Source organism: Phycisphaerales bacterium (genome assembly GCA_040217175.1).
Classification (GTDB): Bacteria; Planctomycetota; Phycisphaerae; order Phycisphaerales; family UBA1924; genus JAHCJI01.
The window spans coordinates 457,508-473,322 of record JAVJNT010000002.1 but is presented as its reverse complement, the minus strand read 5'-3'; the positions used below and the strand labels follow the sequence as shown (position 1 = coordinate 473,322).

Here is a 15,815-nt window from a genome sequence, read left to right as displayed (position 1 = left end):
GCGAGCAGTATAGTTGATGCAATGCCAGCCACTTCGTCTCGAGAGAACGAACCCATCGCCGTCATCGGCGCCGGCCCCGGTGGCCTTGCTGCCGCGATGCTGCTGGCCGCCAGCGGCGCCCGCGTACGGGTGTACGAGGCCCAGCCCTACATCGGGGGCCGCACCAGTCGGGTGACGCTCGAGGGCGCATCGGGCGACTTCCACTTCGATCTCGGGCCCACGTTCTTCCTGATGCCCTACGTGCTGGACGAGATCTTCAAGTCGGCCGGCCGGCGATTGGCCGATGACGTCGAGCTCACCCGCCTCGACCCAATGTATCGCCTGCTTCTTGGACGTCCGGGAGACGACCCGATCACCCTCGATGCGACCCAGGACGTCGCCGAGATGGCGCGTCGCATCGGAGAAGTCGACGCGAAGGACGGCGCCGCCTTCGAGCGCTTCATCGCCGACAATCGAGCCAAGCTGCACGCGGCCGAACCGATCCTGCGGCGTGCCATCCGCTCGCCGCTCGACTTGATGAAGCCCGACGTGATCCGGGCATTGCCTCACATCAATCCGCACAAGAGCGTCCACGATCTGCTCACGAGGTACTTCGAGCATCCGCAGGTACGCCTGGCCGTCAGCTTCCAGAGCAAGTACCTGGGCATGAGCCCGTTCGACTGCCCGAGCCTGTTCACCATCCTGCCGTTCATCGAGTACGAATACGGTGTATGGCACGCCACGGGCGGGCTCAACCGCATCATGCACGCCATGGCCAGCGCGTGCGAAGACTTGGGCGTCGAGATCCTGACCGACTCACCCGTCGAGACGCTGACGTTCGAGGGAAACCGGGCGACCGGGGTGATGGTCAACGGCGAACACCACGCCCACGCCGACGTCGTCATGAACGCCGATGCGCCCTGGGCGCTCAAGAACCTGCTGCCCGCCGATGCGCTGCGACGCGTTTCCGGCTATTCGTCGGCAGACGCGATCGACAAGAAGAAGTACTCGTGCTCGACGTCGATGCTCTACCTGGGCATCGACGGGCAGACCGACCTGCCGCACCACACGATCTACGTCTCGTCGCGCTACGAGCAGAACCTCGACGAGATCTCTCGCTTGGGCACGCTCAGCGAAGATCCCTCTGCCTACGTGTGCAACCCGGTGACCACCGATCCATCGATGGCGCCGCCCGGCTGCAGCGCTCTGTACGTGCTGATGCCGACGCCCAACGTGCGCAGCACCGTCGACTTCGAGGCCGAGCGCGGCCGCATGCGCCGCGACATGCTCGATCAGCTCCAGCGCGTCTTCGGCATCCAGGACATCGAAGAACGTATCCAGTGCGAGAAGATGGTCGCCGCCGACGACTGGGCGGCCATGAACATCAACCACGGCGCGACGTTCAACCTGGCGCACAACCTTGGCCAGATGCTGCACAAGCGTCCGCGGCACGAGCTGCAGGGCCTCGAAGGCGTCTGGATGGTCGGCGGCGGCACGCACCCGGGCAGCGGCCTGCCGGTGATCTTCCTCTCCAGCCAGATCACAAGCCGCATGCTGTGCGAACGGCGTGGACTGTCCTACGCGGGCATGCACGCGCCGGGCCTGCCATCGGCCGCGCAGGCGAACCGTGCCGCCGTGCGCGACGCCGAGCCCGCCACGGCCTGACTACACCGCGAGCTGGTCGCGAAGGAACGCCTCGGCCTGCGCCGCGTCGCGGCAGGCAGAAAACCCTTGCCGGAACGCCTCGTGCACGAGCCGGCGTGCGAGCGTGGCGAAGATCTTCAGGTGAGCCGACCCGCCACCCCCGGCCGCCTCGCCCTCTGGGACCGCGAGCAGGAACACCGTGCCCACCGGTTGGCCATCGGTCGCGTCCCACTCGACCGGCCTTGAAAGCGTGACAACCGCGAGCGTGGGCCACTTGACCGACGCGCACTTGCAGTGGGGGATGGCAATTCCGTGGCCGAGCCCGGTCGAGTACGTCTCCTCGCGGGCCCACGCGGCTTCCTCGACGTCCCTGGGCGAATCGGTTCGACCGGTGATCGCGAGGAGATCGACGACGGCCTTGATGGCCTCCGCCTTGCTCGTCGCGTCGACGCCCAGCTCGATGCACGCCGCGTCGATGATCGGCGGACCGTCGTGCACCGCGCGCCACGCGAACCCCGACACCAGCTCCCGTACCTCGTCCGCCGAGTCGAGCTCGCACGCCGCGTCGAGCAACGACCGGCAACGCCCCGAGTCCGCCTCGGCCACGGCGAGCTTGATCGGTGCGACGCCGGCCGGCCCGGCGCTGACCTCATCCACGCCGAGCCCGATCATCAGCGGTAGATTCTCGACGCGGCCGCCCATCTCCCCGCACACGCCCGTCCAGACTCCCGCCGTACGGGCGTCGTCGCAGATGCGTCGGAGCACGCGGAGGAACGCGGGCTGGAGCTCGTCGCCGATCCGGGCCACGCCCGTGTTCCCCCGATCGGCCGCCATCCAGTACTGGCACAGGTCGTTCGTGCCGATGCTAAAGAAGTCTGCATGCGGCGCAATTCGATCGATCGACAGCGCCAGCGACGGCACCTCGACCATCATGCCCACGAGCACCGACCCGCTCAATGCTCGGACGCGTTGGCGAAACCAAGCCATCTCCGCGACCGTCGACACCATCGGCGCCATGACCTTGATCGGCCGGCCGTCCGCCGCCGAGACCATCGCACGGAGCTGCGCATCGAGCAGGTCAGGCCGCCGCTGGTGCAACCGCACGCCCCGCACGCCGAGGAAGGGATTGTCTTCGCGCGATAGCCGCAGATACGGCGCCGGCTTATCGCCTCCGGTATCGAACGTTCGGAGGATGACGGGCCTGTCCGACGCGGCCTCGATGACATCGACGTAGACCGCCCGCTGCTCGTCCTCGCCCGGCGGCTCGTCGCGATGCAGGTACAGGAACTCGGTGCGGAAGAGCCCGACGCCGTCGGCGCCGTTAGCGACCGAGTCACGCACCTCGTCGGCATCCACCGCCGTCACCCCGACCTCAAGGGGCACCCCGTCGGCCGTCGCTGCGGGCCTGCACACGATCGGGCGTACGCGTTCACGCTTCCGGATCCGGACCCGTTGCTCGGCTTCATAGAAGCGATGCACGCGATCGTCGACCGGGCTGATGACGAATCCACCATCGCCGTCGACCGCGGCCACGGTGTCGGCAGCGGCAATGCCCGCTGCGGCCGCGACATCGATGATGCAGGGCAGCCCGATGTTCCGCGCGATGATCACGGTGTGCGAGGTCTGCCCGACCGCCCCGAGCACGAGTCCGCGCAGGTGGCGACGGTCGAGCGAGAGGAGTTGGTTGGCAGTGAGCGTATCGGCGAACACGATCGAGTCCGACTCGAGCACGGGACACACGCCGCTGAGTACTCCTGGGATCAACCGATCGACGAGCTGCATCGCGATGTCAATGACGTCGACGGCCCGCTCGCGGACGTACGCGCTGTCGACCGATCGAAGGCGGGCGGCCATCTCCTCGGCGGCACCGACGATGGCCCGCTCGGCGGTGTCGCCCTTGCGCACACGAGACTCGACCGCCGACCAGAGAGCCGTATCGCCGGCGATCTGCGCGTGCGCACCCAGCAGCGAGGCTTCCATCACGTCGAACGCGCCCTCGGCCCGCTGCTTCAGCTCGCGAGCGAGGCCCTGGGTCGCATCGCGGGCGCGTCGCAGCTCTTCCTCGACGCCCGCGGGCACGGCGTGGCGCGCTTCGATGGGAAGCTCGAGACCGCCAACGTTGACTGCCCGGCCGATAGCACTGCCGCCGCCGACGCCGAGCCCCGGCGTGTAGGCAACGCCCATCATCCGGAGGGCGGGCGGCAGCTTGCACGACAAGCCGGCAAGCGGCGCGGCTTCGTCATCGACGAGGCCGAGTTCCATGATCGACCGCAGCGCCGCGATCGCATCGACCGCGTCGTCGCCGTGCGCCCGGATCGTGAACGCATCGCCCCGCTGGACGTTGAGCCCGACCACCGAGAGCACGCTGCGGACGTCGGCCGATAGCCCGTCATCCCGGATGATCAGGACCTCCGAAGTAAACCCACCGGCGGCCTCGGCTAGGACACTTGCCGGCCGCGCGTGCAGTCCGTTGGCAAGTTCGCACACGAATCGATGCTCGGCGGAGGCCGTCATCACGCACTCGCGCGGGCGATGAGCGCGTCTGGCTTCTTGATCGCCTCGGCGACGCCCACCTGGACGATCCTCTTGCCCTCGAACCGTTCCTTCTTCTCGACCTCGATGTCGACGGCGAAGATGACGACATCCGCGGTGTCAATCTGTGCCGCGCTGAGCTCGTTCTCGATACCCATCGAGCCCTGGGTCTCGACCGACACCTCGTGCCCGGCCGCTATGGCGGCGCGTTCGATGTGCTCGGCGGCCATGTAAGTGTGGGCGATGCCCGTCGGGCAGGCCGTGACGGCGACGATCTTCATGCAACGCCCTCCGGGGTATCTGCTGGGTGCCCGCCCGTCAGTCGCTTCACGAGCAGCACGGAGACGGCGGTCACCACCGTGCCAACCAGGATAGCCACGACGTACATCAGCTTGTTCTCGACGACGAACAGCACGATCGGCCCGCCGTGGGGCGCGTTGTTGCCCACGCTCGCGAGCATCGCCGTCACGCTCGCACTCATCGAGCCGAGCATGATGCACGGGATGACGCGCAGGGGGTCGGCCGCGGCGAACGGGATGGCGCCCTCGGTGATGCCGATCATGCCCATGCCCAGCGCCGCCAGCCCGGCCTCGCGCTGGTCCTCGCGCCACATCCGTCGCGCGATGACGGTGGCAAGCCCCAGGCCCAGCGGCGGCGTGCAGATCGCGGCCGCTACGGGCCCCATGATGAGGATGTTGCCCTCCTGGATCAGCCCGGCGGCGAAGAAGAACGCGACCTTGTTGACCGGTCCGCCCATGTCGAAGGCGATCATGGCGCCAAGCAGCGCCGCAAGCAGCACGGCGCTGCCGCCCTGCATGCCTTCCAGCCCCGCGGTCATCCAGCCCATGAGCGCGGCAATGGGCGGCCCAACGACCAGCAGCATCAACACGCCAATGACGGTCGCGCTGATGACCGGGATGACCAGGATCGGCATCAACGGCTTGACGTACCGGTTCGCCGGAATCATCTTGAGCGCCTGTACGACGTAGCCCGCGATGAGGCCCGCCACGATCGCGCCGAGGAAGCCGGCGCTCACCTCATCCGCGCTGGGGTCCCACGGCACGCTCAGGTGCCCGCTGAACCACCCGCCGAGCATCCCCGCGACCAGGCCGGGCTTGCCGGCAACCGAATATGCGATGTACCCGCCCAGCACGGGCAGCATGAGCGTGAACGACGCGACGCCGATGGCAAGCGTGGTCTGCAGCAGGTTGCGGGCCCACACCGGCTCGAGCATTGCCAGGCTGTCGCCCAAGCCCATGCCGTCGATCTTCGGCGCGAACGCCAGCGACAGGGCGATCAGGATGCCGCCGCACGCGATGAACGGGATGGCGAACGACACGCCCGTCAGCAGGTGCTGGCGGAGCTTCTTGAGTTCCTGCACGAACGCGTCCATGGCCGATCCCCCAGGCTCGCCGCAGGCCTCGCCGGCCCGAGCGCCAATCCTACCAGACCTCACCCAGCGTGTGTAGGTGCGGCGGCGGTGGCCCGCCGTACCATCCGCCGGGCCGGCGAATTCCGCGGTCGGCGCTCCTCAGGGGATCAATCCATGGCACGCATCTCTCGGACGTCGGCACTCCTCGCTTCGGCGGCAGTCTTCTCGATGACCCAGGCCGCCCAGCAGGCCGGGCGCCCCGACCCCGCCGACATCGACCTGACCGAGCCCACGCTCTTCGTCGTCGGCTACGCCCACCTCGATACCCAGTGGCGGTGGACGTACTACGACACCATCCGCGAGTTCATTCCCAACACGCTGCAGGACAACTTCGAGATCTTCGAGCGGCACCCCGGCTACGTCTTCAACTTCGGCGGTTCCCGACGCTTCGAGATGATGGAAGAGTACTACCCCGAAGACTTCGAAACCCTCAAGCAGTATGTCGCCCAGGGTCGCTGGTTCCCCTCCGGCTCCGCCGTCGACGAGAACGACGCCAATGTGCCCAGTGGCGAGAGTCAGATCCGCCAGGTGCTCTACGGCAACAAGTACGCTCGAGATACGTTTGGCGTCACCAGCAACGAATTCATGCTGCCCGACTGCTTCGGCTTTCCCGCCGCCCTGCCGAGCCTGCTGGCGCACTGCGGGCTGAAGGGCTTCAGCACGCAGAAGCTCACCTGGAACGCCGTCACGCCCATCCCCTTCAAGGTTGGCGTGTGGAAGGGCCCCGACGGCAACTCGATCATCGCCGCTCTCGATCCGGGCGCCTACGTCGGCGACGTCCGCAGCGATCTATCGGCCGACGACGGCTGGGTTGCCCGCATCAACAACAGCGGCGAGCGCTCGGGCGTCTACGTCGACTACCACTACTACGGCACCGGAGACCAGGGCGGCGCCCCGCGCGAGGCGTCGGTCGCGATGGTCGAGCAGAGCGTCGCCAACGGCCGCAAGCCCGATGCGCAGATCAAGGTCATCGCCGACCGCGCGGACCTCATGTTCGAGGCCATCACGCCCGAGCAGCGGGCCGCCCTGCCGACGTACGAAGGCGAGCTCCAGCTCATCGAGCACTCGGCCGGCAGCATCAGCTCCCAGGCCTATATGAAGCGCTGGAACCGCAAGAACGAGCAGCTCGCCGACGCCGCCGAGAAGGCCGCCGTCGGCGCCATGCTGCTGGGCGCCCGAGACTACCCCGCCCAGCGATTGCAGGACGCGTGGGAACTCGTGCTGGGTTCGCAGATGCACGACATCCTGCCCGGCACCAGCGTACCGCTGGCCTACGACCTCTCCTGGAACGACGAGGTCATCGCCGCCAACCAGTTTGCCGCCGTGCTGACCGATTCGGCCTCGGCCATCATCGGCGCGATGAACACGAGCGCCCAGGGCACGCCCGTCGTCGTCTACAACCCGCTGTCGTGGGAGCGCCGCGACGTCGTCGAGGCCGAGATCGAGTTCGACGGCGAGGCGCCCGGCTCCGTCGTCGTGCTCGGCCCCGATGGCAGGCTCGTTCCCGCGCAGGTCCTCGGGGTTGACGACCGAGGCCTGGCGCGCATCGCGTTCATCGCGACGGCGCCATCCATCGGGTTCGCGACCTACGACGTGCGCTTCGGCCAGGGTGCCTTCCCCGGCGGGCCGAGCGAGCTCAGCATCACGCCCGACGGCCGTCGCCTGGAGAACGGCAACTACGTCGTCACGCTCGACGCCCGGGGCGACGTCGACTCGATCTACGACAAGCGAGCCAACACCGAGTTGCTCAGCGCACCCGCCCGCATCGGCCTGCACTACGAGAACCCCAGCCAGTGGCCCGCGTGGAACATGGACTGGGCCGACCGCCAGCTCCCGGCGAAGGCCTTCGTCGGCGAGCAAGGCCCGGTCGAGTTCGAGGTCATCGAAAACGGCCCCGCCCGCGTCGCCGTCGAAGTGACGCGGCGCGCCGAGGGCTCGACGTTCACCCAGCGCATCCGCCTGGGGTCCGGCAGCGACCGCGTCGAGTTCGAGACCGACATCGACTGGAAGACCCGCGAGCGCAGCGTCCGCGCCGCCTTCCCGCTCACCGCCCGCAACCCGACGGCGACCTACGACATCCACCTGGGCACCATCGAGCGAGGCAACGGCCACCCGAACCAGTACGAGTACCTCTTCCACCAGTGGTTCGACCTGACCGACACGAGCGGCGATTACGGCACGACCATCATGTGCGACAGCAAGTACGCCGCCGACAAGCCCGACGACGGCACCGTCCGCCTCACGCTGCTCTTCACCCCGGGCGTGCGCGGCGGCTACCCGGACCAGCAGAGCCAGGACCTCGGCCGCCACCACGTGCTCTACGCCGTTCAGGGCCACGCCGGCGACTGGCGCGCGGGCCAGAGCTATCGGCACGCCGCCGGCCTCAACCAGCCGCTCATCCCCTTCCGCACGACGCCGCACGAAGGCGAACTTGGCAAGACCGTCTCGCTGCTGTCGGTCGATGATCCCGCCGTCAGCGTGCAGGCCATGAAGAAGGCCGAGGACACGGGCGAGGTCGTCGTCCGCCTCCGCGAGCACGCCGGTAGGACGCCAGGAAGCATCACCATTTCCAGCGACCTCGGCGCAATCGCGAGCGCCCGCCAGATCGATGGCCAGGAACGAGCCATCGCAGATCTGAAGCCACGCGACGGCTCGCTGACGACCGACGTGGGCGGATATGGCCTCAAGGCAATCGCTCTCGGCATCGATGACGTTTCGCCGAGCGTGGCGATGCCCGAGGCCCGAAGCGTCGAACTACCCTTCAACACCGACGCCTTCACGACCAACGACGACCGTTCGGCCGACGCGTTCACGCACGACGGTCGCTCGTATCCCGCCGAGATGCTGCCTGAAGTCATTTCGCTAGGCGGCGTGCACCTTCACCTGGGCGAGCACGACGGACCGAACGCGCTGCGGTGCGAGGGTCAGGAACTGACGCTCCCTGAAGGCGATTACGACACGCTCTACCTGCTGATAGCGTCGAGTGAGGGCGACGCAGACGCGTTCATCAACATCGACGGCAGCGAAGCGTACCTCGCCGCCCAAGCCTGGGACGGCTACGTCGGTCAGTGGGACCGTCGAGAGTGGCCGGGCGACGTGGCCGACCCGCGGTACCCGTGGGGCCGGACCGACATCATCGGCCTGACCCCGGGCTTCATCAAGCCCGACGAGATCGCGTGGTACGCCTCGCATCACCACGTCGCCGAGACCGACGAAGACGCCATCTATCGCTACTGCTACCTCTACCGTCAGACGATCCAGCTCCCGCCGGACGCACGACGCATCACGCTGCCCGACGATCCGCGCATCACGATCTTTGCCGCGACGGTCGCCAGAGCCGGCGCTCCCGCAACGCCCGCACGCCCGCTCTTCGACACGCTCGAGGACCACCGCTTCGGTCCGCCCGAGATCCGGGTCGCCGCGACGCCCGGCCGGGCCGACGGCACGCACACCGACACGATCCAGGCGACCATCGAGCCCAGCCTCTACTGGCGTCCCGGCTCGTTCCGCTATACCACCGACGGCTCGGCTCCTTCCGCCGACTCGCCGGTCTACGCGAGCCCGATCGTGCTGCACGAGACGACCACCGTCCAGACTGCTGCGATCGATGAAGACGGCACGCTCGGGCCGCCGCAGAGCCGCACGATTCGTGTCGTCGACGAGACCGCGCCGACGGTCACGCGGGTCCAGGCGATGTACGAGACGCCCGTGGTACGTGTCGAGTTTTCCGAGCCGGTGCGCCGCGTGACGCCGCACAACATCGGCCTCCAGCCCGCCATCGGCGTGCGTCGCATCGAGATGGACGACGACTCTCGGACCGCCACGATCGAGCTCGATCGCGCGCCGGAAGTTGGCACGCCCTACACGCTTCGGCTCGACGCAATCCAGGATCGCTCGCCCGCCGGTAACGAACTCGCCAGCCATCGCCACACGTTCGTCATTGCTGGGCCGGTCTACGAGCTGGACGCCATCCCGCAGAGCCGCTACGGCACCACCATCGACGACGCGGGTGACCTCCCCGTGGCCGCCGGCGACGCGTGGACGATGAACGTGTGGGCACGATTCGACGAGCAGCCGGCCAATCGAACCCTGCTGATCGGCTTCGGCAATTGCGATGCCCGCGTCGGCGGACAGTCTCGCTACTTCGCCAAGTTTGCCAGCGGCGTCCACTTCTGGAGCCACAACCAGGACGTACCCAGCCGCACTGCCTACGACACGGGCCGCTGGCAGATGATCACCGCGACCTTCGACGGCCAGGTCGGCCGGATCTACAAGGACGGCGTGCTCATCGGCGAGCGAGCCGTGCGCTTGGCGGACGACGAGTCGAAGATCCTCATTGCGCCCGTCGACCCCTGGGACCGTCGCTACCGGTACCAGGGCGATCTCGCACATCTCAGCATCTGGGATCAGGCCCTGACCGAGCAGGCGATCCAGACGCTGCTCGACCATCGTCCCAGATGATTCGTTCGTGCCTTGCCATCCTGCTCTGCCTCGCGGCCCGCGTGCTGGCGCACCCCACGATGGCCACCGTCGTCGTGGTCGAGGTCGAGCACGCACCCGCCGGCGGAACCATCGAGGTCCGCGTGGTCCACGACGCGCTCGCCTATGCCCTCAACGAGACCTCGGCCCGGGTCATGGACTGGCAGATGCACGAACTGCTCGAGGGCCCGCCGCAGGCACTCGAGGCGGCCCTGCTCGACGGCCGCGAGCGCTTCGCATCGGGCTTCGAGGTCTTCCTCGACGGTCGCGCCCTCAGGCTGCACCTGGTCGATTCGCCCACGATCGATTCCGTCGAGCAATGGGCGGCCGAAAACCCATCGCTGCGTCTACCGATGGCGATGGAGTTCGTCCTCCAGGGAACGCTCCCGCCGGCGGCAGGCGATGCGTCGATCCGCGCGCCGCTCGTGCTCGATGATATTCTGCTTGCCGTGCATCGCCCCGGCCTCGAAGTCATGCACGCCACGGTGGAGGCCGGCCAACGCTCCGACGCCTTCCAGATCGATCTCACCAGGAGCGCCAAGCGGCATCGCGAGCCAGAACCCGAGCCGTTGGCGGCCGAGCTACGCCTCGCCGGCGCACGAGACGGCTTCCGATCCTTTCTCGTCGCCGGCACGCAGACGCAGCTCTTCCTCCTGACGCTCCTGCTCATCAGGATCGACCCACGCACACTGGCTTCGGCCGTCGGCCTGCTGATTCTCGCCCCGGCACTGGTCTCGCCGATCGTTCCACAAGCCTTGATTCTCCCGACGGCCGCAGCCTGGGTTGCCGGCCTTGCGACCGCGACGCTCGCGCTCGAATCCCTGGTCCGCAAGGAGCCAAGCCGCCTGCGTTGCGCGTTGGTGCTCCTCGGAGCCGTCTGCCACGGCGTGACGCTGGCATCCAACACGGGTACGACCACGCACGCGTCTTTCCCGAGCGTGGCGGGTGCCGCCATTGGCGTCGTCATCACCCTTGCCGTCTGTTACGGTCTGCTTGGCTGGTACCGCCATGCCTCCTGGTTCCGGCGCGCCGTCGCCGTCCCGGTGCTCGGCATCGTTCTTGCATCGGCGATCGTTCTGGGGGCAGGGCCTGCCTGAGCCCGCCACCTCGTGCACTTCAAGCGGCGTCTCGCGCCCGCTGGTTCCACACCGACCAATAGAGCCCCAGGTCTCGCACCATCTCGTGGAACTTCTCGACGTCCATGGGCTTGACGAGGTAGCTATTGGCGTGCGCCTCGTACGCCTGCTTGCGGTCCGGCGCCGCGTCGGACGTCGACATGACCACGACCGGAATGTCCGACGTCGCCGGATCGGACTTGAGCGCCCGCAAGACTTCCAGCCCGTTGAGCTTGGGCAAGTGCAGGTCGAGGATGATGACGTCGGGCTCAATCGCTGCCTCGAACGGTGGCTCGCGGCCCACGTACGCCAATGCCGCTTCGCCGTCTGCGACGTGCGAGAAGTTGTTGGCCAGTTTCGCGTCCTTCATCGCTCTCCGGAAGAACTCGACGTGATCGTCGTCGTCTTCCACCAGGAGAAAGTGTGTCGGATTGGCAGCGTCATTCATGTCCCACCACCTCTCGTGCTGGCTTCGCGGAGCCGAAGGAGGGCAGCATCAGCCGAAACGTCGCGCCCTCGGAACACGTGGAATCTAACCAGACCCGGCCGCCGTATTGCTCGGCGACCCGCCGAACGATCGTCAGCCCGATTCCGGTCCCGTTCTTATCGGCGCTCAAGCGCTCGAACAGGTCGAAGATCTTGTGCTCGTACTTCGGATCGATGCCCGTTCCGTTGTCCGAGACCACGATCTCGACCGTTCGGTCGTTCTTCGTGCTGGAAGAGATCTCGATCCGGGGCTGCTCCGACGCCGAGCCATACTTGATCGCGTTGGACACGAGATTGGAGATCGCTTGGGTCAGGTGCATGCGATCGCACGCAACGACCTCCTCGCCAATGTTCACGCTCAAATCGATGCCACCTTCGTCCAGTCGCTGCTCGAAGTCCTCGGCCACGTCATGAATGACTTCTTGCAGCGAGACACCGGTGACCGCCGACTTCGTGCGACCGATGCGGCTCATCTCCAGCAGGCCATCGATGTTGGCCCGCATTCGATTGGCCGCCCGCTCGATCCGCTGGGCGTATCCTGCGACATCGTCGAAGTTGCCCTCCTCGGCATCCTTGATCAAGTAGCTCAAGAATCCCAGGATCGTCACGATCGGCGACTTCAGGTCGTGCGAGGCCGTGTAGACGAAGCGCTCCAGCTCGACGTTCTTCTGGCGAAGCTCGTCCTGGAGCTGACGCTCCCCGTCGATGTCGATCAGCATCCCCGTCACGCGCTGCGGCTCGCCCGCGGACGTCCGCTCGACCACCCGGCCGATGACGTGGCCCCACTGCCAGGTGCCGTCCTTGCGACGGACCCGCATCGTGGTGTCGTACAGCGGCCGCTCGCCGGCCAGGTGCTCCTCCAGGTTCTTACGGGCGTCGGGCACGTCTTCCGGGTGAACAAGCAGCGTCCATCCGTCGAACACCGACGCAAAGTCGCCCTTCTCGTAGCCCAGCATCTCGTACCAGCTGTCGCTCAGGAACGTCTCGCCCGTCACCGGGTTCCACTCCCAGGCCGCCTGGCCCGATCCCTGCATCGCCAGCGCCAGCCGCTGGTTCGTTTCGTCCAACTGCGATTCGGCGGCTCGCAACGCCGTCACGTCCGTCGCGATGGCCACGAGCCGATCGAAGGTGCCGCTGCGATTGCGGAGCGGGATCTTGTCCGTCCGGATCGTGAGGGGCTCGCCGTCCCCGCCCTCATGGGTCTCCTCGATGCCGAGCTTCGGTCGCCCCGTTTCGAGCACCTCGAGATCATCTTCCAGGAACTTCCGCGCATCCTTCTGGGGGAAGAATTCCTCCGAATGGCGGCCGACGACCTCGTCGACGTCGAGCCGCATCGCCGCGGCGGCGGCCTTGTTCAGGTTGAGGATGTTGTTCGCACCGTCCTTGAAGTAGATCAACGCCGGCACCGAGTCGAGGATCGTTCGCAGCTCCGTGGCAACCGTGTCGTACTCGAGTGCTTGCTGCCGCAGTTGGATCAGGTGTACCACCTGCGCCGCCAAGTCCTCGAGCGTCCGGAGATCCTCGGCCGAGAACGAGCGAGGCTCGGTGTCGATGGCACAGAGCGTGCCGATCGCCTTGCCGCTCGGAAGCCGTAGGGGTGCACCGGCGTAGGCCCTGATGCTGGGCTCCCCCGTCACGAGAGGGTTGCAGCGCGTGCGGTCGTCCTTCGTCGCATCGGGAATCACCAGGACGTCCTCGCCGGCGATCGCATAGTCGCAAAACGCCTGACTCCGTGGTGTCTCTCGAGCGCCAAGCCCGAAGTGGCTCTTGAACCATTGCCGATCTTCGTCGACCAGAGAGACCAGCGCGATCGGCGTCCCCAGCAGCGACGCCGCCAGCTTGGTCAAGTTGTCGAACGCCGGCTCGTAGTCGGTGTCGAGGATGTCGCAGTTTTGCAACTCGCGGAGGCGCTCCCGCTCGTGCGAATCCGATCGCAATCTCCCCGGCTGGGACGACGAGTTGGCATGCGTCGACATTCCGACAACCTCCTGAAAGTCCTTCATTGGGGCATCGGTCAGGCCGTCCGGCTCCTTCACGCCAAAACAGCCCGACGCCAGATTCCGGGTTATCTGACGGCCCGCACGACCGACCCAGGCCGCACGGGCGGAAAGCCCCGCTCAAGACGGCTGCTGCCCGCTGTAGCGGTGCCCCGAGTCAGCCGATCCGGGGTTGCTCGGAGGGCTCCGACTTGGAATACGTCCAGACCATCTCACGCCTCCACGTCGTCATCATCGACGACGACGAAGACCACGCGGAGCTCACGCGTGTGGCCGTCGGGGCCGCCCTGCGAGACGCTGGCGTCGATCTCCAATTCTCGGAGTTCTCTCATCCAGCCCAAGCCCTGGAAGCGTCGACCACGGAGCGGTGCCTGTTCATGTGCGACTACAAGTTCGCATCGGACACCGCTGCGGCGTGGCTGCCCGACCTGGTCGACATCGATCGGGGGCCCGCGATCGTCATGACCTCGTGCGGCCATGAGGACATCGCCGCCGCGGTCTTCCGCCGCGGAGCGACCGACTACATCAACAAGCAGACGGTGTTCGAGCAGGGCGACGGTCTCCGACACGTCATCCTCGATGCCCTGCGGCGATTCAACCTCGAGCAAACCGCCCGCGAACTCACCAGGCAGCTCGAGCGTGCCAACGACGACCTGCGAATCAAGGGCGACCGACTCGAGCTGCTCAGCAACTCGGCACACCGGTTCGTCGAGGACGTCGCCCACGAGTTCCGCACGCCGCTGGCCGTCATCCAAGAATTCGCCTCGATCATGGCCGATGGCATCGGCGGGCCGGTCTCCGAGAAGCAGTGCGAGTTCCTGGACTTCATCGGCAACGCCACCAGAGACCTCGCCCAGCTCGTCGACGACTTCCTGGACAGCAGCAAGCTCCGCGCGGGAACGCTGCGCGTCGACCGGCGTGCCCACGACGTCCATGAGATCATCGACACCTGCTGGACCATCTTGCAGCGACGTGCCCAGCGCCGGGACATCACCCTCGTACGCGACGTCCCCGACGAGTTGCCCCTCGTCTGGATCGACATCGATAAGGCCAGGCGAACACTCACCAACCTCGTCGTTAACGCCATCAAGTATGCTCCCACCCAGACGACCGTCACCGTGCAGGCCGAGGTCGGCGACGACCACACGGTCGAGCTTCGGGTCATCGATGAGGGACCGGGCATGAGCGAGCTGCAGCGCGAACAGCTCTTCGAGCGTTTCCGGCAGGGAAACGCCACCCACGACAGCAACACCAAGAGCTTCGGCCTGGGCCTCAGCATCGTCCGCGAGCTCACGGGCATCAACCTGGGCCTGGCCAAGGTGCGATCGCGCGAGGGCAGTGGTTCGACGTTCTCGTTCAGCATGCCGCGCGCCGATACCGACAGCATCATCCGGGGCTATCTCGCCTGGATCGATCGCCAGGAGGAATCCACACCCATCACGATGCTCCACGTCGAGGCGTTGGCGCCCGAGATGACCCAGGACGACCTCCAGGCCTTCCTGGGATCGGTGTCGCGAGCCACCGATCTCGCGCTCCCCGTCGCGGAAGACGGCGGCGTCTTCCTCATCGGCGTCGGATATCGCCCGCAGGAGTGGGCCGATCGCATCCAGGAGCTCTACTGGGAATCTGCCTTGCGTGTCTTAAAGCAACTCGATCAGCCATTACGCATCACCGTCCTCGGCGTCCGCCAACTCGAAGATGCCGAATCATTCTTGAACGACCAACTCGTCCACCGCGTGGAGATTCCGTCTTATGGCTAAGTCCGTGTTGATCATCGATGACGAGCCGGCCATCACCGGCGCCCTCATGACCCGCCTGGAAGCCCACGGGCACGAGGTGTATCACGCCATCAATGGCTTGGCGGGCGTCGAGGCCGCCGCGGTGCACGAGCCATCGATCATCATCCTCGACATCCGCATGCCCGACATCGACGGATTCGAGACGTTCGAGCGCATCCGTCGAATGCCACGGCTTAGCCGCACGCCGATCGTGTTCCTATCGGCCCACGCCCAGGAAGACGCCAAGCACCGCGCTCGCGAGCTCGGCGCGACCGCGTTCCTTTCCAAGCCGTACGACTCGAAAGACATCCTGGCGATCATCGAACGCATCGACGACGATGCCGACCCGACGACCGCCGACGCCGCCTGATCA

Annotated in this window: 10 protein-coding genes; 5 read left to right on the top strand and 5 right to left on the bottom strand. The window is 66.9% G+C overall.

Translation table 11 applies throughout. The features are described from left to right. Positions 1-21 precede the first annotated feature (21 nt). Complete coding sequence (gene crtI / locus RIA68_09155; protein MEQ8317609.1) at positions 22-1,644, top strand: phytoene desaturase family protein; 1,623 nt, start codon at positions 22-24, stop codon at positions 1,642-1,644. Here the strand turns inward: crtI and ptsP are convergent, their stop codons facing one another. Genes ptsP through RIA68_09140 form a run of 3 tightly spaced genes read right to left on the bottom strand, consistent with a single transcriptional unit; the run spans position 1,645 to position 5,548 of the window. Beyond that, positions 1,645-4,137 (bottom strand): phosphoenolpyruvate--protein phosphotransferase, encoded by a 2,493-nt coding sequence (gene ptsP / locus RIA68_09150; GenBank protein ID MEQ8317608.1) that lies wholly within the window; start codon positions 4,135-4,137, stop codon positions 1,645-1,647. Continuing rightward, positions 4,137-4,436, bottom strand: a complete 300-nt coding sequence (locus RIA68_09145) for a PTS fructose-like transporter subunit IIB (GenBank protein ID MEQ8317607.1) — start codon at positions 4,434-4,436, stop codon at positions 4,137-4,139. Before RIA68_09145 ends, ptsP begins: the two co-directional genes overlap by 1 nt. Continuing rightward, a complete protein-coding gene (locus tag RIA68_09140) occupies positions 4,433-5,548 on the bottom strand; it encodes a fructose-specific PTS transporter subunit EIIC (GenBank protein ID MEQ8317606.1) in 1,116 nt (371 codons plus the stop codon). The genes RIA68_09145 and RIA68_09140 overlap by 4 nt, the downstream gene beginning before the upstream one ends. A gap of 153 nt (positions 5,549-5,701) precedes the next feature. Here RIA68_09140 and RIA68_09135 point away from each other — a divergent pair, with 153 nt between their 5' ends. Then, the gene (locus RIA68_09135; GenBank protein ID MEQ8317605.1) at positions 5,702-10,048 is read left to right on the top strand and encodes a glycoside hydrolase family 38 C-terminal domain-containing protein; all 4,347 of its coding nucleotides are present in this window, start codon (positions 5,702-5,704) and stop codon (positions 10,046-10,048) included. Continuing rightward, the gene (locus RIA68_09130; protein ID MEQ8317604.1) at positions 10,045-11,163 is read left to right on the top strand and encodes a hypothetical protein; all 1,119 of its coding nucleotides are present in this window, start codon (positions 10,045-10,047) and stop codon (positions 11,161-11,163) included. Before RIA68_09135 ends, RIA68_09130 begins: the two co-directional genes overlap by 4 nt. A 19-nt stretch (positions 11,164-11,182) precedes the next feature. On the opposite strand, the gene RIA68_09125 is transcribed toward RIA68_09130, so the two are convergent. Together RIA68_09125 and RIA68_09120 are read right to left on the bottom strand one after the other, a co-directional pair. After that, positions 11,183-11,629: a response regulator gene (locus RIA68_09125; protein ID MEQ8317603.1), complete on the bottom strand. Its 447-nt coding sequence runs from the start codon at positions 11,627-11,629 to the stop codon at positions 11,183-11,185. Further along, a complete protein-coding gene (locus RIA68_09120) occupies positions 11,622-13,643 on the bottom strand; it encodes a PAS domain S-box protein (protein ID MEQ8317602.1) in 2,022 nt (673 codons plus the stop codon). The genes RIA68_09125 and RIA68_09120 overlap by 8 nt, the downstream gene beginning before the upstream one ends. 398 nt (positions 13,644-14,041) lie before the next feature. Between RIA68_09120 and RIA68_09115 the strand changes: the two genes are divergently transcribed. Then, positions 14,042-15,424 (top strand): HAMP domain-containing sensor histidine kinase, encoded by a 1,383-nt coding sequence (locus RIA68_09115; GenBank protein MEQ8317601.1) that lies wholly within the window; start codon positions 14,042-14,044, stop codon positions 15,422-15,424. After that, complete coding sequence (locus tag RIA68_09110) at positions 15,417-15,812, top strand: response regulator (protein MEQ8317600.1); 396 nt, start codon at positions 15,417-15,419, stop codon at positions 15,810-15,812. The genes RIA68_09115 and RIA68_09110 overlap by 8 nt, the downstream gene beginning before the upstream one ends. The last annotated feature ends 3 nt before the right edge of the window (positions 15,813-15,815 follow it).

Excerpts from the sequence above, each read along its gene's own strand:
- crtI (MEQ8317609.1), top strand. The coding sequence starts at position 22 with ATGCCAGCCACTTCGTCTCGAGAGAACGAACCCATCGCCGTCATCGGC.
- ptsP (MEQ8317608.1), bottom strand. The coding sequence starts at position 4,137 with ATGACGGCCTCCGCCGAGCATCGATTCGTGTGCGAACTTGCCAACGGA.
- RIA68_09145 (MEQ8317607.1), bottom strand. The coding sequence starts at position 4,436 with ATGAAGATCGTCGCCGTCACGGCCTGCCCGACGGGCATCGCCCACACT.
- RIA68_09140 (MEQ8317606.1), bottom strand. The coding sequence starts at position 5,548 with ATGGACGCGTTCGTGCAGGAACTCAAGAAGCTCCGCCAGCACCTGCTG.
- RIA68_09135 (MEQ8317605.1), top strand. The coding sequence starts at position 5,702 with ATGGCACGCATCTCTCGGACGTCGGCACTCCTCGCTTCGGCGGCAGTC.
- RIA68_09130 (MEQ8317604.1), top strand. The coding sequence starts at position 10,045 with ATGATTCGTTCGTGCCTTGCCATCCTGCTCTGCCTCGCGGCCCGCGTG.
- RIA68_09125 (MEQ8317603.1), bottom strand. The coding sequence starts at position 11,629 with ATGAATGACGCTGCCAATCCGACACACTTTCTCCTGGTGGAAGACGAC.
- RIA68_09120 (MEQ8317602.1), bottom strand. The coding sequence starts at position 13,643 with ATGTCGACGCATGCCAACTCGTCGTCCCAGCCGGGGAGATTGCGATCG.
- RIA68_09115 (MEQ8317601.1), top strand. The coding sequence starts at position 14,042 with ATGTGCGACTACAAGTTCGCATCGGACACCGCTGCGGCGTGGCTGCCC.
- RIA68_09110 (MEQ8317600.1), top strand. The coding sequence starts at position 15,417 with ATGGCTAAGTCCGTGTTGATCATCGATGACGAGCCGGCCATCACCGGC.